The sequence below is a fragment of the Bacillus sp. FSL M8-0063 genome (assembly GCF_038005545.1).
Classification (GTDB): Bacteria; Bacillota; Bacilli; order Bacillales; family Bacillaceae_G; genus Bacillus_A; species Bacillus_A wiedmannii.
In genome coordinates, this window is record NZ_JBBOTJ010000001.1 from 3,620,211 (window position 1) to 3,642,428 (window position 22,218).

Annotated in this window: 26 protein-coding genes; 6 read left to right on the forward strand and 20 right to left on the reverse strand. The window is 36.5% G+C overall.

Features of this window, described 5'->3' with window-relative positions:
• Nucleotides 1-18: 18 nt before the first annotated feature.
• The 13 genes from spoVAF to dacF all read right to left on the reverse strand — a co-directional run bounded on the left by spoVAF (nt 19) and on the right by dacF (nt 9,740).
• The gene (gene spoVAF, locus MKX31_RS18280; RefSeq protein ID WP_048562394.1) at nt 19-1,491 is read right to left on the reverse strand and encodes a spore germination protein SpoVAF; all 1,473 of its coding nucleotides are present in this window, start codon (nt 1,489-1,491) and stop codon (nt 19-21) included.
• A complete protein-coding gene (locus tag MKX31_RS18285) occupies nt 1,478-2,047 on the reverse strand; it encodes a stage V sporulation protein AE (protein ID WP_001254417.1) in 570 nt (189 codons plus the stop codon). The genes spoVAF and MKX31_RS18285 overlap by 14 nt, the downstream gene beginning before the upstream one ends.
• Nucleotides 2,048-2,052: 5 nt before the next feature.
• On the reverse strand, nt 2,053-2,403 hold the full coding sequence (gene spoVAE / locus MKX31_RS18290) for a stage V sporulation protein AE (RefSeq protein ID WP_000345909.1): 351 nt from the start codon (nt 2,401-2,403) through the stop codon (nt 2,053-2,055).
• Between the two features lie 3 nt (nt 2,404-2,406).
• Nucleotides 2,407-3,423 (reverse strand): stage V sporulation protein AD, encoded by a 1,017-nt coding sequence (gene spoVAD, locus MKX31_RS18295; RefSeq protein WP_064474896.1) that lies wholly within the window; start codon nt 3,421-3,423, stop codon nt 2,407-2,409.
• A 13-nt stretch (nt 3,424-3,436) separates the two neighbouring features.
• Entirely contained in the window at nt 3,437-3,895 is a 459-nt protein-coding gene (gene spoVAC / locus MKX31_RS18300; protein WP_000147730.1) for a stage V sporulation protein AC, read from the reverse strand.
• Nucleotides 3,896-3,909: 14 nt separating this feature from the next.
• On the reverse strand, nt 3,910-4,326 hold the full coding sequence (gene spoVAB / locus MKX31_RS18305; RefSeq protein ID WP_000572950.1) for a stage V sporulation protein SpoVAB: 417 nt from the start codon (nt 4,324-4,326) through the stop codon (nt 3,910-3,912).
• Entirely contained in the window at nt 4,319-4,939 is a 621-nt protein-coding gene (spoVAA, locus tag MKX31_RS18310; RefSeq protein ID WP_064474895.1) for a stage V sporulation protein SpoVAA, read from the reverse strand. The genes spoVAB and spoVAA overlap by 8 nt, the downstream gene beginning before the upstream one ends.
• Nucleotides 4,940-5,055: 116 nt before the next feature.
• The gene (locus MKX31_RS18315; RefSeq protein WP_000016829.1) at nt 5,056-5,154 is read right to left on the reverse strand and encodes a methionine/alanine import family NSS transporter small subunit; all 99 of its coding nucleotides are present in this window, start codon (nt 5,152-5,154) and stop codon (nt 5,056-5,058) included.
• A complete protein-coding gene (locus MKX31_RS18320; RefSeq protein WP_340981385.1) occupies nt 5,154-6,680 on the reverse strand; it encodes a sodium-dependent transporter in 1,527 nt (508 codons plus the stop codon). The genes MKX31_RS18315 and MKX31_RS18320 overlap by 1 nt, the downstream gene beginning before the upstream one ends.
• A gap of 136 nt (nt 6,681-6,816) precedes the next feature.
• The gene (gene sigF / locus MKX31_RS18325) at nt 6,817-7,575 is read right to left on the reverse strand and encodes an RNA polymerase sporulation sigma factor SigF (protein ID WP_000350733.1); all 759 of its coding nucleotides are present in this window, start codon (nt 7,573-7,575) and stop codon (nt 6,817-6,819) included.
• 12 nt (nt 7,576-7,587) lie between these two features.
• The gene (gene spoIIAB, locus MKX31_RS18330; RefSeq protein WP_001243399.1) at nt 7,588-8,028 is read right to left on the reverse strand and encodes an anti-sigma F factor; all 441 of its coding nucleotides are present in this window, start codon (nt 8,026-8,028) and stop codon (nt 7,588-7,590) included.
• Nucleotides 8,029-8,379, reverse strand: a complete 351-nt coding sequence (gene spoIIAA / locus MKX31_RS18335) for an anti-sigma F factor antagonist (RefSeq protein ID WP_000059133.1) — start codon at nt 8,377-8,379, stop codon at nt 8,029-8,031. It abuts the gene before it with no gap.
• A 170-nt stretch (nt 8,380-8,549) separates the two neighbouring features.
• On the reverse strand, nt 8,550-9,740 hold the full coding sequence (dacF, locus tag MKX31_RS18340) for a serine-type D-Ala-D-Ala carboxypeptidase DacF (protein WP_064474894.1): 1,191 nt from the start codon (nt 9,738-9,740) through the stop codon (nt 8,550-8,552).
• A 166-nt stretch (nt 9,741-9,906) separates the two neighbouring features.
• Between dacF and MKX31_RS18345 the strand changes: the two genes are divergently transcribed.
• Genes MKX31_RS18345 through MKX31_RS18360 form a run of 4 tightly spaced genes read left to right on the forward strand, consistent with a single transcriptional unit; the run spans nt 9,907 to nt 13,301 of the window.
• Complete coding sequence (locus MKX31_RS18345; protein WP_000548033.1) at nt 9,907-10,326, forward strand: GntR family transcriptional regulator; 420 nt, start codon at nt 9,907-9,909, stop codon at nt 10,324-10,326.
• Nucleotides 10,292-11,173, forward strand: a complete 882-nt coding sequence (locus tag MKX31_RS18350; protein ID WP_258126476.1) for an ABC transporter ATP-binding protein — start codon at nt 10,292-10,294, stop codon at nt 11,171-11,173. The genes MKX31_RS18345 and MKX31_RS18350 overlap by 35 nt, the downstream gene beginning before the upstream one ends.
• Nucleotides 11,163-12,224 (forward strand): ABC transporter permease subunit, encoded by a 1,062-nt coding sequence (locus MKX31_RS18355; RefSeq protein WP_088047216.1) that lies wholly within the window; start codon nt 11,163-11,165, stop codon nt 12,222-12,224. The genes MKX31_RS18350 and MKX31_RS18355 overlap by 11 nt, the downstream gene beginning before the upstream one ends.
• A 12-nt stretch (nt 12,225-12,236) precedes the next feature.
• Complete coding sequence (locus MKX31_RS18360; protein ID WP_088047215.1) at nt 12,237-13,301, forward strand: ABC transporter permease subunit; 1,065 nt, start codon at nt 12,237-12,239, stop codon at nt 13,299-13,301.
• 24 nt (nt 13,302-13,325) lie between these two features.
• Here MKX31_RS18360 and MKX31_RS18365 read toward each other — a convergent pair whose 3' ends face one another.
• Nucleotides 13,326-13,871 (reverse strand): hypothetical protein, encoded by a 546-nt coding sequence (locus MKX31_RS18365; RefSeq protein WP_340981386.1) that lies wholly within the window; start codon nt 13,869-13,871, stop codon nt 13,326-13,328.
• 102 nt (nt 13,872-13,973) lie between these two features.
• A complete protein-coding gene (locus MKX31_RS18370; RefSeq protein WP_001003312.1) occupies nt 13,974-14,393 on the reverse strand; it encodes a MarR family winged helix-turn-helix transcriptional regulator in 420 nt (139 codons plus the stop codon).
• A 160-nt stretch (nt 14,394-14,553) separates the two neighbouring features.
• On the opposite strand from MKX31_RS18370, the gene MKX31_RS18375 reads away from it, so the two are divergent.
• Both MKX31_RS18375 and MKX31_RS18380 read left to right on the forward strand, forming a co-directional pair.
• Nucleotides 14,554-15,225 (forward strand): SIMPL domain-containing protein, encoded by a 672-nt coding sequence (locus tag MKX31_RS18375; protein ID WP_088047214.1) that lies wholly within the window; start codon nt 14,554-14,556, stop codon nt 15,223-15,225.
• Nucleotides 15,226-15,359: 134 nt separating this feature from the next.
• On the forward strand, nt 15,360-16,649 hold the full coding sequence (locus MKX31_RS18380; protein ID WP_064474888.1) for an NCS2 family permease: 1,290 nt from the start codon (nt 15,360-15,362) through the stop codon (nt 16,647-16,649).
• Between the two features lie 34 nt (nt 16,650-16,683).
• On the opposite strand, the gene corA is transcribed toward MKX31_RS18380, so the two are convergent.
• The 5 genes from corA to MKX31_RS18405 form a co-directional block, all read right to left on the reverse strand.
• Nucleotides 16,684-17,646, reverse strand: coding sequence for a magnesium/cobalt transporter CorA (corA, locus tag MKX31_RS18385; protein ID WP_340981387.1), 963 nt, complete (start codon nt 17,644-17,646; stop codon nt 16,684-16,686).
• A 62-nt stretch (nt 17,647-17,708) separates the two neighbouring features.
• The gene (locus MKX31_RS18390) at nt 17,709-19,013 is read right to left on the reverse strand and encodes a pyrimidine-nucleoside phosphorylase (protein ID WP_064474887.1); all 1,305 of its coding nucleotides are present in this window, start codon (nt 19,011-19,013) and stop codon (nt 17,709-17,711) included.
• 7 nt (nt 19,014-19,020) lie between these two features.
• A complete protein-coding gene (locus MKX31_RS18395; RefSeq protein ID WP_001078443.1) occupies nt 19,021-19,842 on the reverse strand; it encodes a purine-nucleoside phosphorylase in 822 nt (273 codons plus the stop codon).
• 12 nt (nt 19,843-19,854) lie between these two features.
• On the reverse strand, nt 19,855-21,039 hold the full coding sequence (gene deoB / locus MKX31_RS18400) for a phosphopentomutase (RefSeq protein WP_001046086.1): 1,185 nt from the start codon (nt 21,037-21,039) through the stop codon (nt 19,855-19,857).
• A 400-nt stretch (nt 21,040-21,439) separates the two neighbouring features.
• Complete coding sequence (locus MKX31_RS18405) at nt 21,440-22,183, reverse strand: FixH family protein (protein WP_340981388.1); 744 nt, start codon at nt 22,181-22,183, stop codon at nt 21,440-21,442.
• Between the last annotated feature and the right edge of the window lie 35 nt (nt 22,184-22,218).

The following is a 22,218-nucleotide window of genomic DNA, read 5'->3' on the forward strand; positions in this document are numbered from 1 at the left end:
GCAGGAGATTAATCCTGCTTATTTTTGCCTTCTTACATTTTGAGGTTTTACAATACTTGGGCGCACTTTTAAACTAGACATCGTTGGACGGAGTAGAATTTTTGTTAACGCTCCCCAATCAAATGGTAAAAACGGCCATAAATACGGTGTTTGTAAACTTTTTATAGACGTTAAAAATAAAATCAATATCGTCATTCCAACTACAAATCCCATTTCATGAAATATACCTGTCAAAATAATGACAAATAGCTTTCCGACTTTATTCCCAAGCCCTAATTCATAACTCGGTGTTGCATATGCTCCAATCATAGAAACTGCTACGTATAAAATTACTTCTGGTACAAACAAACCTACATCAATGGCAATTTGACCAATTAATATGGCAGAAATTAATCCTGCTGCAGACGACAATGATGTCGGTGTATGAATGGCAGCCATCCTTAAAAATTCGAGTCCGATTTCGGCCATCAAAATTTGTAATAAAATTGGTAAATGCGTCATCTTGTTCGGTCCAATGAAAGCAAGACTTTCCGGTAAAAGAGTTGGATCAAAAACAAACACTAACCAAAATGGCAATAAGAACAGTGAAAATATAACACCTAAAAAACGTACCCAACGTAAAAATGTACCTACAGCTGGATTTTGCCTAAACTCTTCTGCATGCTGTAAATGATGAAAATATGTTGTCGGTGTAATCATAGCACTTGGCGATGTGTCAACGAGTACTAACACATGTCCTTCTAATAGATGATTTGCTGCTACATCTGGTCTTTCTGTATATCGAATAAGCGGGAAGGGATTATAGCCTTGTTTAACTACAAATTCCTCTATCGTTTTATCCGCCATCGTAATCCCGTCTACTTCAATGTTATTTAATTCTTGTTTTATAATTTTAACTAAATCCGGATTTGCAACATCTTGTACATATGTAATACAAACATCCGTTTGTGATCTATCTCCTACTCGAATCATTTCATTTCGAAGACGTGGGTCACGTATCCTTCTACGAATTAACGCTGTATTTACAACGATATTTTCAACAAATCCGTCCCTTGCACCACGTACTACCTTTTCTGTATCTGGTTCTGTCGGCGTCCGGCCCGGATAACTACGAACATCTATTGCGAACGCTTCCGTTTCACCTTCCACAAATATAACGATGAGTCCCGATAATACTTGAAGCATTACCTCATCCATCGTTTTCACTTTGCTTACTTGTTGATGGATTAAACGATTCTCTAAAAGCTTCACTGTATCTTCTTCTACATCCCTTATCTCATTTGTATCCACCGCTTCTTCTAAAATAGGGATAATATAATTTGTATCACAAAGTCCATTTACAAATAACACACCAATTTCTTTATTCAAAATTTGAAATTTACGAATGCCAACGTCGTATGTAACACCCAGTCCAGCTGTTTGCTTTAAGTAATTTTCATTATCACTTATGAAAGATGAAATAGGGATTTCCACTTTTTTAGGTTTCGTCATAAAAACCACTCCTTTCCAAAATTAATTGAATCGCTTTTCTAGTAATAGGTGATCCTCTCTCCCATTCATCGTTTCCACACATCTTACCAATATCACCAACTCCCACAATGACAGGAACATTCAGATCATCTAAACAATAAATTGTATCTCCGCTAATTCTGCCAATTTCACCATCTGGAAGTCCAAATTTATCAACACCGTATTCGGTTAAATTCCCGTTCCGATCTACACTGACATCTACACGTGCCCATTCCCAATGATGTGTGTTAGACGCTACTGCCAAAATCCCCAGTACATCAATTTGTTTATGTGTGGCTACATATTTTAAAGCCTTTTCACCAGATCCTTCTCCAATAAATCCACTGTCATCAAACATGACAAATACAGGGTCATATGGCGTTTGCATAATAAGCTCAACAACTTTCTTCCCTGTCAATTTGGTTGGATTACTTTGTGATGCTGAAATACACCTTCCCCCAAATTCCTTCGTTAAAAGCTCAATTGTCCGCTTTGCATATTCATCCCCATCTGTGACCAAAACAACCCTTCGTCTCATTTGATTTATCCTTTCGGTTTACATATAAGTGCTACAAAAAATGAAAATAATATCGCTGCAGAAATGCCTGCAGACGTTAAACTAAACATACCCATACCAATCCCAATATATCCGTGTTTTTCTGCCGCATGCATTGCCCCATGTAATAGTGAATGTCCAAAACTTGTAATAGGAACTGTCGCACCAGCACCAGCAAACTTTATAAGCTTATCGTACAATCCGAATCCATCTAAAACTGCTCCTATAACTACAAAGGTAGCCATTAAATGGGCTGGTGTTAACTTTGCGAAATCTAACAATACCTGTCCAATTACACAAATGGCGCCTCCTACAAGAAATGCATATATAAAATCCACAATTCACTCTCCCTTCACTCTCTCAAATACGACACCATGTGCAATTGTTGGAATGGTTTCTTTCTGCTGCATCATCATCGGACTTAATAACGCGCCAGTAGCAACGACAAAAATTCGTTGTAAATTCCCTTTTTGCATCTCGCTTAATAAATGACCATATGTGACAACAGCTGAACAAGCACAACCACTACCACCGGCAAATACTTCTTCTTGACCGGAATCATAAATCATTAATCCGCAATCATTATATATATGCCCAAGATCATAACCTTCTTCCAGTAACAGTTGTTTTGCGATTGGTGTCCCAATAGCTGATAAATCACCGGTAACAATCAAATCATAATCTGCTGCACTCCTCTTCAAATCTTCAAAATGTTGTTGAATTGTATGAGCAGCAGCAGGTGCCATCGCCGACCCCATATCTAAAGGATTCGCAATCCCTAAATCTTGCACTTTCCCAATCGTAGCTGCCGTAATTTTAATTGCACTTTTTTCTTTACTAATTAATATGGATCCCGCACCTGTAACAGTGGAATTTGCTGTTCCTGGTTTCTGTCCCCCATACTCTGTTGGATAACGGAACTGTCTTTCAGCCGTTGCATTATGACTACTTACCGTCGCTAAAACACGATTTGCGAATCCACCATCTATAAAGGCTGATCCAACCGCTAAAGTCTCCATCGAGGTTGCACAAGCGCTAAACATCCCTAAAAAGGGAATCCCCCAATTACGTGCAACATAATTTGCTGTCACTGTTTGATTTAATAAATCACCCGCTAAAAAAAAGTCGATTTGTGATGTTTTTACATTTCCTTTTTGCAAGACTTGTTGAATTGAATCTGACATTAATCTTCGTTCAGCAAGTTCCCAGTTTTCCTCTCCGCAATGTAAATCATCATATGAAATATCAAAATCCTTCCCAAGAGGGCCTTCAGCTTCTTTTGGACCAACAGCAGTACCGGTTGCATTCACATAAATATCATTTTGAAATACCCACGTTTGTTTTCCAGTCAACCTCATACTAGCCCCTCCTTTAAGACATAAAAATGTTAAAAGTATATCTTATTAATCCAATAACGTATGCACCAACGACCCCAAAAACGATAACACTTCCCGCTAGCTTAAACATATTTGTAGCAACCCCAAGCACAATTCCTTCACTCTTATGTTCTAGCGCAGCGCTCGCCATAGAATTCGCAAATCCTGTAACAGGTACGGCCGATCCCGCTCCAGCAAATTGACCGATTTTATCATATACACCACAACCTGTTAAAATCGCCGATAGTAATACAAGCGTTGCAACTGTCGGATTTCCTGCCTCTTGTTCACTGAAATGAAAATAATGTATATAAAATTTCATTAATACTTCTCCGACAGTACAAATGAATCCACCTACAAGAAATGCCTTGACACAATTTAGGAAATAGTTTGGTTTTGGATGGTACTCCTTCACTTTATTTATGTAATCATCCTTTAGTTTTCGCCCTGTCATTTATATATTGCCTCCTACTTTACGAAATAAATCCAGTGAAACAATGAGCCTATTACTTTGCCAAGTACAAGAGCAACGAGTAAAACAACAATTTTCCCTTCTACCCCTACTCGTTTCGCTAAAATAGGTAAAACATTTAACACTTCTGTTAATGCGGCTGCAAGCATTCCAATGAATGTGCCACAAAATAGTCCTAGTATAACAAGCCAATATTGCGATGTTTGAAATGTAATGTTTTTCAAACTACACCAAGCTCCTGTTAACGTACCTGCAATAACTGCCCACTCAAAATATTGAATGTGCTTTCCACTTCTCGTTAATTGAGCTAGTCGGGGGATTATACCAAGTACAGCTAAAAATGCGACATATCCGCTACCTACTGCAATTCCTCCCGCTAAACCAATTAAAATAACAAGCCCAGACTCAATCATCGGCAAGTTGTTTCATATTGTCCTTGTTTTCATGAACAATTACATATTGGTCAAGTGACTGCTGGTATTGGAACATCTCCACTTCTAACGGACTCGGCTCTTCATTAATTCGCTTTTGAAATACATGATTAAAAAATAAAACCATGCCTAACCCAAGACCTACTGAATAAGGAATTTGAAATAGAAGTGGCTGTGCCTTAAATTCTCCCGTAATCATGTAATATAACCGCTGGTGTACTTGTTGCATACTTACATCTTCATGGAAATAAATGATCGCAAGAGCCGCTCCAATAAAAAGTAACAACCATACAAGTCCGAAGAAAATCGGATGTACTTTCTTTTTTTCATATATAATTTCAACAAGAGTTTGTCCAGAACCGAGTAAATTAATTTGTATATGAGCCGCTTTTTGTTGAATAATCTCAATAATTTTCATAACATCAATTACAACATGCGTCTTATCATGCGCTGTTATTTTGTAAACTACCTCATTCTGTAATAATTCAACTACCATAGCATCTCCGGCAAGTTGAGCGACATCACCCAGTTTCACTTCATACGTAGGAGAAACTTTTAATCGATTACGCATTTTAATATAAATTGTTTGTTCCAATTTCCATTCACCTCTTCACTCTTCCTCGTAGTTGTAGTATGGTTATTGAATTTTTTTCTAATACAATTTTTTCATAAAAAAACATCTGTACCGTTTCGGTACAGATGTTTTTTAGTTTATGCCTTTTTCTTAAATAAATTTGCAATACTTAATGCGAGTCCTCCCCAAATGACTACCATACCAATAACCATCATCATAATCGCTGATCCGCTCATTATGAAACACCCCGATCTTTCCATTCTTTTTCAAGCTTAGCAGAATCTGAATGTATTTGTGCATTCCATTTCTTTATACTAATGATTAGTGCAACGATAAGGAACGCTGCTGCAATTGACCAACCATATGTTACGACAAACTCCGTTGGATAATCTCCGTAGTTCTTTTTAATATTTTGGATTGTCCCATCAATTAACATGTATCCTAACATAAGCGGGGTAATAACGAGTAAACTCACTCTCCAAAACGTCCCTAACTTAATATCAGATACGAAGTTTGCGTGATTTTGATAAACTGGTAAACGGCGTAGAATGAGCCCTATCGTAACTACTTCCACTAATGCAATTGAAATTAACCCGAAGTTATTAGCGAAATAATCAACAACATCTAGGAACATAAGCCCACCACGTGTTGCAAAAACAAGAGACACTAGTACGAGAAGCGTTCCCATAATTCCAATTGTTTTTTGGCGGCTTAAGCTGAACTTTTCAGATACGGCCGCAAAACATACTTCCGCAAGCGAAATGAGGGATGTAATTCCGGCAACCGTTAATGATAAGAAAAACAATACGCCAAATAATGGTGACATCGGTAATTCATTAATAATTTGCGGGAATACTACGAATGCAAGTCCTACACCAGCACTTGCTACTTTATCAACTGGTACTCCCATATTGTTTGCCATAAATCCAAGCGCTGCAAAGACCCCAATCCCTGCTAATAATTCAAATCCTGAGTTTGCAAAGCCAGTAATAAAGGCATTATTTGTTGTATCTGAGTTTTTCGGTAAATAACTAGAATACGTAATCATAATTCCAAATGCTAAAGATAAGCTAAAGAAAATTTGACCATAAGCAGCAAGCCATACCTTCCCATCAAAAATACGACTCCAATCTGGTTTGAAGAATGCATCTAATCCTTGCATCGCACCTTCCATCGTCACTGCACGAACTACGATAATAAGGAACATAACAACTAGTAAAGGAATGAAAATGCGGTTAACCACTTCGATTCCTTTTTTAACTCTTTTGAATGCAACACCAAGCACAATAATCCAAACGAGAGCTAATGGAATCAATACTTCCGGCACAAGCCCCCCAAACTGCCCTGGCTTATCTGCAACATGTAAGTACTCTTTAAATAAAAATGATTGCGTGTCTTTCCCCCATGCTCCAGTAATTGCAAAGTACGTATATGAAATAGACCAAGCAATAATTACTGCATAATATGTTGAAACGATAAATGTTACACACATTTGCCACCATCCGATGAATTCAGCACGCGGACTAATACGGAAGAACGTAAGTGGCGCGGAACCACGGTGACGATGCCCAAGAGCAAATTCAAACGCCAATAATGAAATACCAGTCGTTAATAATGCGAATAAGTACGGTAAAAAGAATGCGCCTCCCCCATTTTCATACGCTGTATAAGGAAAACGCCATATGTTTCCTAATCCAACGGCAGAGCCGACCGCTGCGAAAATAAATCCAGCCCTCGTTCCCCATTGTTGCCTCGTTTCCATATTTTCTTCCCCCTTTGTGACAAGTTCATACTTGGATTATATTTTAAATTAACCGAATTATCAATAAATTCTGTCAATTTTTACGAAAGTTTACAATCTCCTCCTATTTAAAATCAAAAAAAAATCGAATAGATAGCTATTCATCTATTCGATCTTTCATCTGTTTTAATATTTTCTTTTCAAGTCTTGAAACTTGTACTTGCGAAATGCCTATTCGTTCCGCTACTTCCGATTGGGTTTGATCTTTATAGTAGCGTAAATACACAATTAAACGTTCTCGATCATCTAATTCTCTAATTGCTTCTTTTAAAGCAATTTTATCGAACCATTTCGTTTCAGATTGATCGGCAATTTGATCTAAAATAGTGATTGGATCTCCATCGTTTTCATACACCGTTTCATGTATGGATGAAGGAGCTCGACTCGCTTCTTGCGCCAGAACCACTTCCTCTGGCGTTAGTTCTAACGCTTCGGCTACTTCATTAATTGTTGGCGCTCTTCCAAATTCTTTCGAAAGCTCGTCTCTCATCTTTCGTATTTTATTTCCTGTTTCTTTTAAAGATCTACTTACTTTCACTGATCCATCATCACGTAAAAATCGTTGTATTTCTCCAATAATCATTGGAACTGCATATGTTGAAAATTTCACGTCGAAAGATAAATCAAATTTATCTACCGATTTTAAGAGCCCAATACATCCAATTTGAAATAAATCGTCTGGTTCGTATCCTCGATTAAGAAAACGCTGCACAACCGACCATACGAGACGCATATTACTTTGAACGATTGTATCTCTCGCTTGCTGATCTCCATCTTGACTTTGTTGAATTAACGCTTTTAGCTCGTGGTCCTTTAACTGAGGTTTCTTCTTCTCATTTTTGACCTCTATGTCCATAGGCTATTCTCCTTAATTGCATAGAGCGTTACTATTTGATAAGTATTTTGTCAAATGGATTGTTGTCCCGAAAGATTCGTTTGAAATAACTTCTACTTCATCCATAAAATTTTCCATGATAGTAAATCCCATTCCGGAACGCTCTAATTCAGGTTTAGTTGTAAACAGGGGTTGCCTTGCTTCATCTAAATCAAAGATGCCAATCCCTTCATCTCGAATCGTGAGTTTCACCATTGCTTCTTCCAAAATTACAGAAATATAAACAACACCTTCTGCATTTCCTTCGTACCCATGAATAATTGCATTCGTAACTGCTTCTGACACAACTGTTTTAATCTCCGTAAGTTCTTCCATCGTTGGGTCTAGTTGCGCAATGAATGCAGCTACTGTAACGCGAGCGAACGATTCATTTTGACTTAATGCTGAAAATTGAAGGTTCATTTCATTTCTCATTTATGCCACCCCCAACGTCGCGAGCGCATGCGCTTCACTTTCTTCTAAACGAACAATTTTAAATAAGCCCGACATTTCAAATAAACGTTTAACAGGCGGTGAAATTGCACAAACAACCATTTCTCCACCTAATCCCTTTACATGCTTATATCGGCCTAATATAACACCTAAACCAGAACTATCCATAAACGATAAGTTCTCTAGGCTCAAAACAATATGATGAACACCATGTGTCTCAATCATATCTGTTACTTTCGTTCGCAACTCTTCAGCAGTATGATGATCTAATTCACCCGCTAGTCTCACACATAGGACGTCACGTTTTACTTCTAATTGCATGGAAAGACTCACACGATTTCCTCCTTATGCTCAAACTTTACTCATTTACATACATAAAGATTTTCGTGATACAACATAAGAATCCTTCCTACTGACAAAAGAAGAACTATTTCGCCATAAAGTGAAACGATTCAGCAATTATTTACTTTCATACGAATAGAAAAGCGGCAAAATGTTTGCCGCTATTTTGATGTTGAAAACATCCCAAAACTTCTTTTAAATAACTCCCACCAGCTCGCTGCAGCAACATCTTCTTTTGCTACAATTGTTTGTTTTAATAAAACATCTTTATCTTTTTTAATAACTAGTGTACCAAGCGCGTCACCTTTTTTAATCGGCGCTTTCACTTTCTTTTCAGCAATTACTTCTTGCTTTACTTTATCCATATTTTCGCCCTTCTTCATAAGAAGAGACACATTGTCTGACGCAACTAAATCTACTTTTTCTTTTTTCCCTTTTCCTACTTGTACAGTCTTAATTTTTTCGCCGCGTGTATACATTTTTTTTGTCATATATTGTCCAAATGCGTAGTCAAGAAGCTTTGTTACTTGGTTGTTCCGTTCTTTCGATGTAGGTGCTCCCATAACAACTGAAATAACACGCATCCCATTCTTTTCAGCCGATGCTGTTAAACAATATTTTGCTTCTGTCGTAAAGCCCGTTTTCACACCATCTACTCCAGGATAAAAACGTACTAACTTATTCGTATTCACGAGCCAAAACTTCTTATCCGTATCTTCACGTAAATAGTCTTCGTATTTACCTGTATATTTGCGAATAAGTGGGTACTTCATCAATTCTTTTGCCATTATAGCCATATCATTTGCTGTGGAATAATGGTCTTTAGCCGGAAGACCTGTTGGGTTTTGAAAATGAGTATTTTTCAGTCCTAAATCTTTCGCTTTTTTGTTCATCATATTTACAAAACCTTCTTCTGAACCCGCGATATGCTCCGCTACTGCAACAGACGCATCATTTCCAGATGCAATTGCAATACCTTTTAGCATTTCATTTACAGTCATCTCTTCTCCAGGCTCTAAAAAGATTTGTGATCCACCCATTGAAGCTGCATGCTCACTTGCTCTAACTTTATCGGTCAGTTTTAGTTTTCCTTTTTCAACTTGTTCCATAATTAATAGCATTGTCATAATCTTCGTCATACTAGCAGGTGGTAACTTCTCATTTGGATTTTTGTCAAACAAAACTTTACCTGTATCTTGTTCAATTACAATTGCTGATGACGCTTGTTCCGCTAACTTCGGCGCTGTTTCTTCTGTTTTCTCCTGCTTTGTCTTCTCAGATTGTGCGAAACTAACTGAAGTACCAGAAAGCAATAACATGAAACAAACAAGTATTCCAAAAACTCGCTTCATGACTAACCCTCCATTCTATATCAGATCTATTTTTTCCAATTTATTATTTTTTAATACCATATTTTTCTAATATTTTCAGTTGACAAATACATTCATCACCTATATTGTATTAAGTGTATTACACACAGTAGTACACTTAATACACGCCAGAAAGGAGACATTGCTCTTGCATATTCAACTTGATCCAAGAAGCAACACTCCGATATGGGAACAAATTGTTCAAAATATAAAAGAACTCGTATTGAAGAACATGTTAGCTCCAAGTGATAAACTTCCTTCTGTACGCGAACTCGCTTCTTTACTCGTTATAAATCCAAACACAGTAAGTAAAGCGTACCAAGAGTTAGAGCGACAAGGGATTATTGAAACATTACGAGGAAAAGGAACATTTGTATCCCAATCGATTACCCCAACATTAGACGAAAGGAAAATCGCTATGGTTGAAAAGCAATTTCATCAATTACTATTAGAAGCCTCTTATCTTGGTGTTACGAAAGATAAAATTCATGATTGGATAGATTCATACTACAAAGAGATTGGAGGAAATGCGGATGCTGAAAGTGACAAGCTTGAAGAAAACAATTGATAATCAAACAATTTTAGATGATGTTTCTTTCACATTACAAAGAGGAAGTATCATCGGATTACTCGGAAGAAACGGTGTGGGGAAAACAACTTTATTACGAACGATGGTCGGTATTTTAGACCCTGATGCCGGGACTGTTACATATGAAGATACAAACATTCATCAGTGTCCTGAAATAAAGCAAAAAATCGTATATGTTCCGGATTCTACTAACATACTGAACGGATATACGGTAAAAGAAATTGTAAAGTTTTATAAAGAAGTTTATACCGCATTTGATGAAGCATATTTCTATGAACTGTTAGAACGTTTTAACTTACCAAACAAACGAATTCGTAGCTATTCAAAAGGAATGAAAGCACTCCTTGCCATCATTTTAGCCGTTTCTACAAAAGCAGAATATATCATTTTAGATGAACCGACAAACGGACTTGATCCTATCGTTAAAAGACAGATTTTACAGTTTCTCGTTGGAGAAGTTGCAGAAAAAGAGATTACCATTTTCATCTCAACTCACCATTTAGATGAAGTGGAACAAATTGCAGATACAATCATTATATTAAAAGGCCATACTATCTCGTCTATTACATCACTAGACGATGCAAAATCACGATTTGCTAAAATCCAAGTTGCTTACGAACGTTCATTACCTCAAAAACTAGAAAACTTAAGCAATATTAAAATATTAAATCAAACAGGAAAAGTATATACAATCTTAATTGAGGGAAATGTGGCTACAACACTGGAGAAGTTTTATAAAGAACAACCTATACTCATTGAAGAATTAACAATGTCACTTGAAGATGTCTTCGTTACGACACTGGAGGAGGATGGGTATGTTTCATAAGGCGTTATGGATGTGGAATTGGAAGCGCGGGAAATATGCTGTGTTACTGTTCTTCTTTTATACACTTTATCTTCTATCTTTCGGATACTATAAAGCAGCTCAGCAACAACTTGCTAATTATTATAAATTACATGAAAAGGGAACGTTCTATTATGATTATGCTTTTTGGTCAAATACAGGTAATAGTTTTTGGATAACTATCCTTATTATTTCTATTGCTTGTCTATTAATAGGGTGGGAACGTAGCAGCCAGTCTAATGCACTACTTTTAACAATGCCATTTAAAAGAAAAGATGTTTTCTTATCTAAATGGGCTTTCGGTTCATTTTGGATTATTGGGTCTCTCCTTGTAAACTGGGGGCTTATGTACGTTATTTATAGAACAACGATTCATTTTGATTATCAATCATTCGGGACATTTCATCGATACTTTCTTTATGCAATTGTTTCATATGTTGCAGTATATACAGCTGCATTATGTATCGGTGCCTTTACTGGAAGCGTTGTTTCACAAGTTGTTTTTTGTATTCCTTGGTTACTAATGGGTCTTACATTTATTTCACTGCTGTACAATTTTACAATAAATCATTTAGATGCTCAAAATAATAGAAACTCTCACTTATATGAAAGTCTTTCTGAAATAAATAATAAAACAAATATTGTTGCACCAATATATAATTTTTCTATTTATTACGATTATGATCCAAAATCACGTAAAAAAGAAAACGATCCAAACACTTTAAGAGATCCAGCATCTTATAGATATTATTCAGCTAAATCCATATTGGTCCCGATTTTTTATACAATATTTTACTTACTACTTGGCGCATATTTATATACAAAATCACCAAATGAAAACACTCAAAAGATATTTATTTTCCAAAAGCATTTACGAATATGGATATGGGGGACAACCCTCTACTTTGCATTACTAGGTGGCTATAAAATAAATCAATTTCTTTTCTTACCTAGCTACTATATCAGTTTGTTTCTCGCTGGAATCATTACTTATGTTGTATTATCACGCCTAACAAATTATAAAGTTTTTTAAAGGAGAGATCCTATGTTTCAAAAAGCATTGTGGCTAAGAACGTATCAACAAAGTAAATATGTTGTATGGTTATTTTGGCTCGTCAGCTTCTATACTTTGTCATATAAATACTATATGACTTCTATTCAACAGCAACAATTTCTAAATGACAATAAAAAGTGGAACTCTATATATCACTATCACTTTGATTTAACACTTCTAGATTCTGTCATGCTGTTAGGTAGCGTACTGATCGTTCTAGCTTGTAAGTTAATTGGATGGGAAAGACAAAATAACTCTAGCGACTTGTTATGGTCTATGCCATTTAAACGTTCACACCTCTATATAACAAAGTGGTTGTTTGGAATCTGTAATATCGCCGCTGTTGTCATTTTAAACTGGGGACTATTTGCTATTATGAAAAAGTTGACTTTTCATAATAAATATCAAGTATTCTCCCCCTTTCATAGTTACTTTATATACATGTTAATTGTATTAATTGCTATTTATACACTTACCTTATGTGTAGGTACAATTACAGGGAATATTATATCGCAAGGATTTCTCACTACAGCTATATTAATCTTCCCAGTTTTACTTCCATCACTTATCTCAGGAGTCATTGCTGTTCACTCAAACACTGAATTTCATGAGGGCAATGGCCTTATACATGATCTGATGGAAAACATACGTATTTCTAGTCCAGCAGAAGGGTTTACTATTAGCTTTAATTACGATCCTCAAAACGCTTATACTGATTTAAATGGAGTGCGTCATAACGAACCAAACTTTACAAAGATTCCCCCGGCAAAAACATTGCTTGGACCTATCGCACAGATCATTATTTTATTACCACTCGGTATATATTTATATGCCCGTTCAGTCAATGAGCGAAATGGTAACTACTTATTATATCCGAAACTACAAAAAGTAGTTTTAGCTTGTGCGATTTTCTTTGGTGGGATCGCTGGAGGTTTAATGCTAAGTCGCGCGCAGTCATTGTCCAGCTTTTACATCGGATTTTTAGCGACTAGTTTAATTACGTATTTCTTCCTACCTAAAATATTAAAATGGAAAGTCTCTTGGAATTTCAAATGAAATAACCTCCTCTCGATGAGGAGGTTATTTCACATTCTCTCTTCTTTTCCCATACTCTTTTTCTTGCTTCGTTCCAAAACCGTCACCATTTGCCACGATTTGATCTGTTGGAGCAACTATGCTTTCAGCAATTCGCCATTCCCCCCCTTGTTGAATAAACACTTGCATAAAATAATTCATTCCATTTAACTGATACGGATTTTCTTTTTTCACTTCATAACGAGCTGCAACATAGTACACTTGCACATTCTGAGCTTCAAACTTAGAAATATATTGCGATAATCTCGGGATATACTGCGATGCTTTCTGAAGTGGAAGCTGTTTTACTTTTATAAGAGAAGACTTTGTCACATTGCTTATCGTATCTTCATGCCGAATGTTATCACTATGATGAAATAAAATAGCATTCTGCATTGAACGAATCCATAATTTTGAATATAAAACAGGTTGCTTATTTGAAATATGTTGTAATTCTTTCTGAACGACTTGAAGAGGCGTTGCGGCATCCGCGAATTGATTAAAGCAGAAAAAACTTCCAATCATAATGAAAAGCGTACAAATACGTTTCATAATTTTTCACTCCGATTCTTTTTAATTAAAGTATTGGAGTTTCAAAATGTTTTTATTCAAAAGAAAAAGGATAGGAAAGCTTTCGCTTCCTATCCTCATTTATTATAATACGCGGCCAAATAAATCTAAAACCATTTCGATTTCTTGGTCGCTCCAACCTTTAAATCTCTCTTTATAATATTCTTTACGCACAGCTTCAAGTTTTTCAGTTACTTCTCTTCCGTGTTCTGTAATTTCTAGGTACACGATACGACGGTCTGAATTTGAACGCTTTCTTTCTACAAACCCTTTTCGTACGAGACGATCAGTAACAGCTGTAATATGACTGGAGGTTACGTTTACTTCACTCGCAATTTGCGAAGCCATCTGTGGACTGTTTAAAAATAACGCGCGTAATACAGAAAATTCATTGTATGGCATATGTTCTGCAAAACGTGTATTAATATCATTTTGTAATAAACGTATCATCTTTCGGAATGATCCGGATAACTCTAAAATCAGTGTTTCTCTTTTTTCGTTCACTAGCCTCGTCCCTTTTTTATCATATTTACACATATTATAATCTATAAATACCTATGTTGTATATGCTTTCTTCCCTCAACATTCTCATTTATGTAACTTTTTTCATATAAATTTCTTTTTTGTTCACACATATACATATAAATAAGGATGGTGATGGAAGATGCAAGGTGGAATGAATCCTTATTTACACAACGTACGCACAGCTACTACTGGTAAAGAAGCGACTATTACTGTACAAGGTGAAGGCGTTGTCAAAGCAAAACCCAATGTTGTTATATTAACACTTGGCATTAGAACTGATAATAAAAATGTGAAACAAGCGCAAGAAGAAAATGCAGTGCAATCAAAACAATTATTGGATGCACTAAAACAACTAGGTATTGCCGACAAAAATATAGAAACCATTTCATATACGATTACGCCCCAGTACGAATATGTAAATGATAAAGCATTATTACAAGGATATCGTGTAGAACATTTGTATGAAATTACCGTTTTAAATGTACAAAAAGCAGGGGAAGTATATGATATAGCCGTTTCAAATGGAGCAAACTTAGCAAAAGGATTACGTTTTCGAATATCTCATCCAAATAAATATTATGAGCAAGCTCTCATTCAAGCTCTGCAACAAGCGGTAGAAAAAGCTCGTGCTATTGCGAGTACATACAATTTAAACATTAATCCAGTTCCACTCTCATTCGTTGAAGAATCTGCCCAATTACCACGGGAAGTGACGTCCTATGCTACTTTACATGCGCAAGCAGCTCCGCCCATTCAATCAGGAGAATTAGAAATCATTTCAACAATACGAGCTATTTTTACGTATTTATAAATAATTTCTTTTATAAGTAAACGTTATCATTTTCCTTGTTGTAAAAACATGATGTTCTGATATAATAAAGGACGGTGAGCTCTTACGAAAGAGATATCACGGGTGGGAGAGGGATATGAAAAAGAAGGTTTAACATGAAAGGAATACTTGAAAGAACATTTAAATTAGGTTTACACGAAACATCACCAAAACAAGAAGTTTTAGCTGGAGTTACGTCATTTTTCACGATCGTATATATTATGATTGTAAATGCATCCATTTTATCGGATGCTGGCATTCCTCTTGAAGCTGGAATTTTAGCAACTGTTTTCAGTTCATTTGTCGGATGTCTGCTCATGGCATTTTGGGCAAATGCACCTGCTATTCTTGTCCCTGGTATGGGCGTAAATGCATTCTTCACGTACACTGCTGTGCATACGCTCGGATTAGCTTGGCAGGAAGCATTAGCAGCTGTCTTCATCTCTGGTATTATTTTTGCAATTGCTGCGTTTACACCAATCGCTCGCGTGCTTTCAGTATCGATTCCAAAGTCATTAAAGGAAGCTATTACTGTCGGCATCGGATTATTTTTAGCATTTATCGGATTGCAAAAAGGTGGTTTAGTCGTTTCGAATCCAAATACTGCTGTTGCAATGGGTAAATTAAGTAACCCTGTCGTTCTTGCGACACTACTTACTCTTATCGTTGCACTTGTACTATTTATTCGTAACGTACGTGGAAGCTTTTTATGGACGATTGCAATAGGAACTGGTATTGCATGGCTATTTGGTCTTGTTGATACAAGTCAAATCGGAAATAGTTCATTCTCATTCGCTAATTACGGTGATGTGTTTGGAGCTATGTCATTTGGCAAACTTTCTTCCTTACCGTTTTGGATTGCAACATTCTCCTTAAGCATGGTGCTTATTTTTGAGAACATGGGACTACTGCACGGTTTATTAGAAGATGACCGTAAATTCCCACGTGCTTACCAAGCCAATGCAATTTCAGCAATGACATGTGGTCTATTTGGCACAAGCCCTACCGTATCAACCGTAGAGAGTGCCGCAGGTATTACTGCAGGCGGAAAGACAGGTCTGACGTCTATCGTTACAGGGTTGTTATTCTTTGCATCACTGTTTGCACTTCCGTTTGTGAAACTAATTCCTGATAGTGCCATTGCACCAATCTTAATTATTATTGGCGGCCTGATGATTACAAGCATTCAGCAAATTCCTCTGAACGATTTTTCAGAAGGATTTCCAGCGTTCTTAATTATCGTCATGATCCCGCTCACATATAGTATCGCTGATGGCATTGCGTTCGGATTTATTGCTTATCCTATCTTAAAAGTTGCTCTTGGAAAGCGTAAAGAAGTCGCACCGTCTATGTATATCGTTACATGCTTATTCTTAGCCATGTTTGTATTACATGCTATTGGTTAAGTAAAAACACCGAGGAAAATTCCTCGGTGTTTTTTTACTTAAACCATCCTTTTTTATAAAACCAAGCCATCATGCCACCGCCAATTAGCGCCATTAGAAGTAGACAAACAAAATAACTATATTGTCCACCAAGCTCCGGCATATGCGTAAAGTTCATTCCGTATACTCCCGCAATAAATGTTAATGGCATGAAAATAGTCGAGAATACAGTTAATGTTTTCATAATGTTATTCATATGATGTGAGTTTAATGAAAAATAGCTATCTCGAATATCTGCCGTTAACTCCCGGCTTGCCTCAATCATTTCTGTTAGTTTAAGCAAATGGTCATGTATATCTTTAAAGTAAATCTCATGATCACTTATACCGTAAAAACGAGTCGAATTTAAAATACGATACAATAAATCACGCATCGGAATGATTGTGCGCCTTAGCTTCGATAAATCTGCACGTATATCAAATACTTCTTCTAATACACTTCCCGCTGTCTCACCCGTTAAATTATCATCAATTGCATTTAAATGATCCTCAATGTAATATACAGGCGCAAAATAGTCATCTACAATTTGGTCGATAATTGTATGAGCTACGTGTAAAGGACTATTTTTAATACGCTTCTTTTCTCCAAGTGTTTTCCATACTCTTTCGATTGCATTGTTATGAGAAAAGTGGAAAGAAACAATAAAACGATCACTAATAAATAAATCGATTTCGTGCGGTTCTAATCCATCCTCACCAAATGCATGAAGAACTAAAAAGTTATATCCATCATAAAAATCAACTTTTGGCCTCTGTACATATTCTATACAGTCTTCAATTGCAAGGGGATGGAACTTAAAATAATCTTGCAAAATGTATGTATACTCTTCTTTCGTTGGCTTATATAAATCTAGCCAATACCATACAATATGGTCTTTCGTTGTTTCTTCTAGCGAAACATCATATAATACTTCATCTGTTTTTGTTATTGCACAAATTCTAATCATAATTTCACCCATTATTATTATAAACAAAAAATAGCAAAAAAAGCCAAGGAGAAATACTCCTTGGCCCTTTTTTATTATTCAGTAACGATGCCGTGCACTAATGTTGGTGCATCTACATGTTCGTTAGCGATCTTCATGTTCTCATAAATTTTTGCTTTTACATCTTCCACATTTTCACGGTTTGCGTAAATTGTAACAAGGGATTCACCTTTTTTCACGCTGTCCCCTACTTTTTTGCGAAGCATTAAGCCAACTGCTAAATCAATTTCAGATTCCTTCGTCGCACGTCCTGCTCCTAAAAGCATTGCTGCTGTTCCAATTTCATCTGCAACGATTTCTGATACATAACCGTCTTCCTTCGCTTCTACTTCAATTTTAAACTGTGCTTGTGGTAATTTAGTAGGATCATCAACAACAGAAGCATCGCCGCCTTGCGCTGATAAGAACGTTTTAAATGATTCTAGCGCTTTACCGTTGTTCATTACTTCAATTAATTTCTCACGTGCATCTTCTAAAGATGAAGCTTGTCCAGCAAGGTATACCATTTGACTTCCAAGCGTTAAACATAACTCTTCTAAATCTTTCGGTCCTTTACCTTGTAATGTATCAATTGCTTCTTGTACTTCAAGTGCGTTACCAATCGCCTCACCAAGTGGTTGACTCATATCAGAAATAACAGCCATCGTATTACGACCAACGTTATTACCAATGCGCACCATTGCTTCTGCTAAACGTTTTGCATCTTCATCTGTTTTCATAAATGCACCTGCTCCAGTTTTTACATCAAGAACAATTGCATCTGCACCAGCAGCAATTTTTTTACTCATAATCGAGCTTGCAATAAGCGGAATAGAGTTTACTGTTGCCGTTACATCACGAAGTGCGTATAACTTTTTATCGGCAGGTGTTAAGTTTCCACTTTGACCAATAACAGCGATTTTGTTTTCATTTACAAGACGCATGAATTCATCATTTTCGATTTCAACATGGAATCCTGGAACTGCTTCTAATTTATCAATTGTACCACCAGTATGTCCTAAACCACGTCCAGACATTTTTGCAACCGGTACACCTAAAGCGGCTACTAATGGACCTAACACAAGTGTTGTTGTATCACCAACACCACCTGTTGAGTGCTTATCTACTTTTACCCCTTCAATAGCTGATAAGTCGATTGTATCACCGCTATTTACCATTGCCATCGTTAAATCAGCACGTTCTTGATCGTTCATATCTTGGAAGAAAATTGCCATTGCAAGTGAACTTACTTGATAATCAGGAATATCACCATTCGTATATCCTTCAACAATAAAGTTAATTTCTTCTGTCGTTAATGCATGTCCGTCACGTTTTTTTGCAATTAGGTCCACCATTCTCATTGTGAGGTCACCCCTTCATTTGTTTTACGATTGCTTTTACTAATGCTAAGAAGTTAGCTTTAACACGTTCTGTCGTTTCAATTACTTCATCGTGGTGAAGTGGCTGATCTAAAATACCAGCTGCCATATTTGAAATACAAGAAATACCAAGTACTTTCATACCAGCATGACGCGCTACAATTACTTCTGGTACTGTTGACATACCAACTGCATCTCCGCCTAGTGTACGAAGCATACGAATTTCAGCAGGTGTTTCATATACAGGACCTGTCATTCCAACGTATACACCTTCTTGTACTTTAATATTTAAGTCCGCTGCAACTTGTTTCGCCATTTCACGAAGTTCTGGTGTATATGATGTAGACATATCAGGGAAACGTACCCCCATTTCAGAATCATTCGGTCCGATTAATGGATTTGTACCCATGAAGTTAATGTGGTCTGAAATTAACATAAGATCGCCTGGCTCAAATGATGTATTTACACCACCAGCTGCATTTGTTACAACAACTGTTTCTACACCTAGTTCTTTCATAACACGAACTGGGAATGTTACTTTTTGCATGTCGTATCCTTCATAGAAGTGGAAACGTCCTTGCATTGCTACTACTGTTACACCTTGAAGTGTACCGAATACTAGTTGACCTGCATGACCTTCTACAGTTGATACTGGGAATTCAGGGATTTCACTGTAAGGTACTGTTACTGCGTTCTCGATTTCATCTGCTAATACACCTAGTCCAGATCCAAGGATTAGTCCTACTTGTGGCGTTTCTTGAAATTTCTCTTTTAAGTATGAAGCTGATTTTGTAATAAGTTCACGATTCATTTGTTTATCCCCCTATTTCTTTAGCTCGTTTAAGAAGCTTGTTCCGTGTTCTGGCATTTTCACGCCGAAGTTTTCTGCTACCGTTGCACCAATATCAGCAAATGTTTGACGAAGTGCTAATTCTTGTCCGCCTTCTTTCATGCTTGGGCTATATGCTAATAACGGTACATATTCACGTGTATGATCAGTACCAGGATGTACTGGATCATTACCATGGTCTGCTGTAATTAATAATAAATCATCTTCTTTTAGTTTTTCGAATACTTCTGGAAGACGTGCATCATAGTCTTGCAGTGCTTCTCCATATCCTTGTGGATCACGGCGGTGACCGAATAATGCATCAAAGTCAACTAAGTTTAAGAAGCTAAGACCTGTAAAGTCCATGTTTAATGTATCTACAAGCTTATCCATTCCATCCATGTTAGACTTCGTACGAAGTGATTCAGTTACCCCTTCACCATCATATATGTCAGAGATTTTACCGATAGCAATCACATCGTAGTCACTATCTTTTAATTCATTCATTACCGTGCGGCCAAATGGTTTTAACGCATAATCATGACGGTTTGGTGTACGTGTGAATTTCCCTGGTTCTCCAACGAATGGACGAGCGATAACACGACCTACCATGTACTTTTCATCTAACGTTAATTCACGTGCAATTTTACAAATTTTATATAACTCTTCAAGTGGCACTACTTCTTCGTGTGCTGCGATTTGTAATACGCTATCAGCAGAAGTGTAAACGATTAAAGAACCTGTTTCCATTTGTTCTTGACCAAGCTCATCAAGAATCTCAGTTCCAGAAGCTGGTTTATTACCGATAATTTTACGACCTGTTTTTTCTTCTAATTCATCAAGTAATTCTTTTGGGAATCCTTCAGGGAACACTTGGAATGGTGTATCAATGTAAAGACCCATAATTTCCCAGTGCCCTGTCATTGTATCTTTACCAGTAGATTTCTCTTGCATTTTTGTATAATATCCAAGCGGTTTTTCTACTTTAGAGATACCTTTCATTTCACGAATGTTACCAAGACCTAACTTCACCATATTTGGCATTTGTAATCCATTCATATGTTCAGCAATGTGACCAATTGTGTCAGAACCTAAATCACCAAATTGCTCAGCATCCGGTGCTTCGCCGATTCCTACAGAGTCCATTACGACTAGGAATATACGTTTATATTTATTCATAACTGCGACCTCCTATAAGTTCAGTTCTACTTCTTGTAGTATGTTCAAAACGCTATAAAGTGAAACTGTTATTCATAAGAATTATCTTTCGTTCTCACTGGCAAACAGTACTTCTTTAAATCAATTTCTAACCTATTTTGTTTTACTGGAAACGACTCAAAAACATTTCTAGTTTTTTCTAAGTCAGATGTCAGACATCTGATATTGATATCATAACATGTTTACGCTTTCTTTTTAATACATTTTCGTAGAATTTCTTATTTTATTCACACTTCTATTGTAATCCATTATGCGAAGAAGTGCTAATTATTTTATGATTTATTTCTTCATATAAAGCGAAACTTTAATCTGCCCGCAAATAACGTGATAAAAATAAAAAGCAGCTCTAAAGAGCTGCTTTTTATTTTACTTCTACTGTTTCTTCTTTATGTTCATGTAGTTCGCCTTTTTTAACATGAACTTTCACTTTGTAAGCACCGTTTTCTTTGAAAGTATGTTTCGTTTCATACTCTCCTTTATTTCCTTCTTTTGCTGGAATAAATTCATGTTTTTCAACACCATCTTTCCAAATCTCAAGTTGTACTTCAGCACCAGTTAACGCTTCTTCTTTTTGTTTTAAATGAACTTTCATAGTTGATTCTGCATTTGCTTTTATATCACCAGCCATAAGGTGGATCATCGTATCGCTTTTATGATCGCCATGCCCTGCACCGTGATTACTATTTTCTTTTTTCGCATCTTCTACTTTCGCATTTCCTACAGCCACTTTTACTTCTGGCATAACATGCATTTCACGTGCATTTGTGTGAGCGATAATATGGTATACTCCATCCGTCTCGAACGTTTTCTCTACTGCATAAACACCTTTTCCTTTATGCTTCCCATCTAACATCTCGTGCTTTTCGTCGCCATATTTCCAAACTTCAAACTTTACATCATCAGCATCTGTTACTTTTTCTTTTCCTTGTGTAACAAGTGCTTGTACTTCTGTTTTTTCACCAGGTTTAATTTCTTTCGGATTTGTTTGAACTGCTACTTTTACAGCTTCTAGTTTCTGTTCTTTTTTTGGTTCTTCTTTGTTTGTATTACAGCCAGCCAATGCTAGCATCGCGATAAATAAAGTCATAATAAGTTTTTTCATCATCATTTCCTCCTTCATACCTTATTTAGTATAGAGGA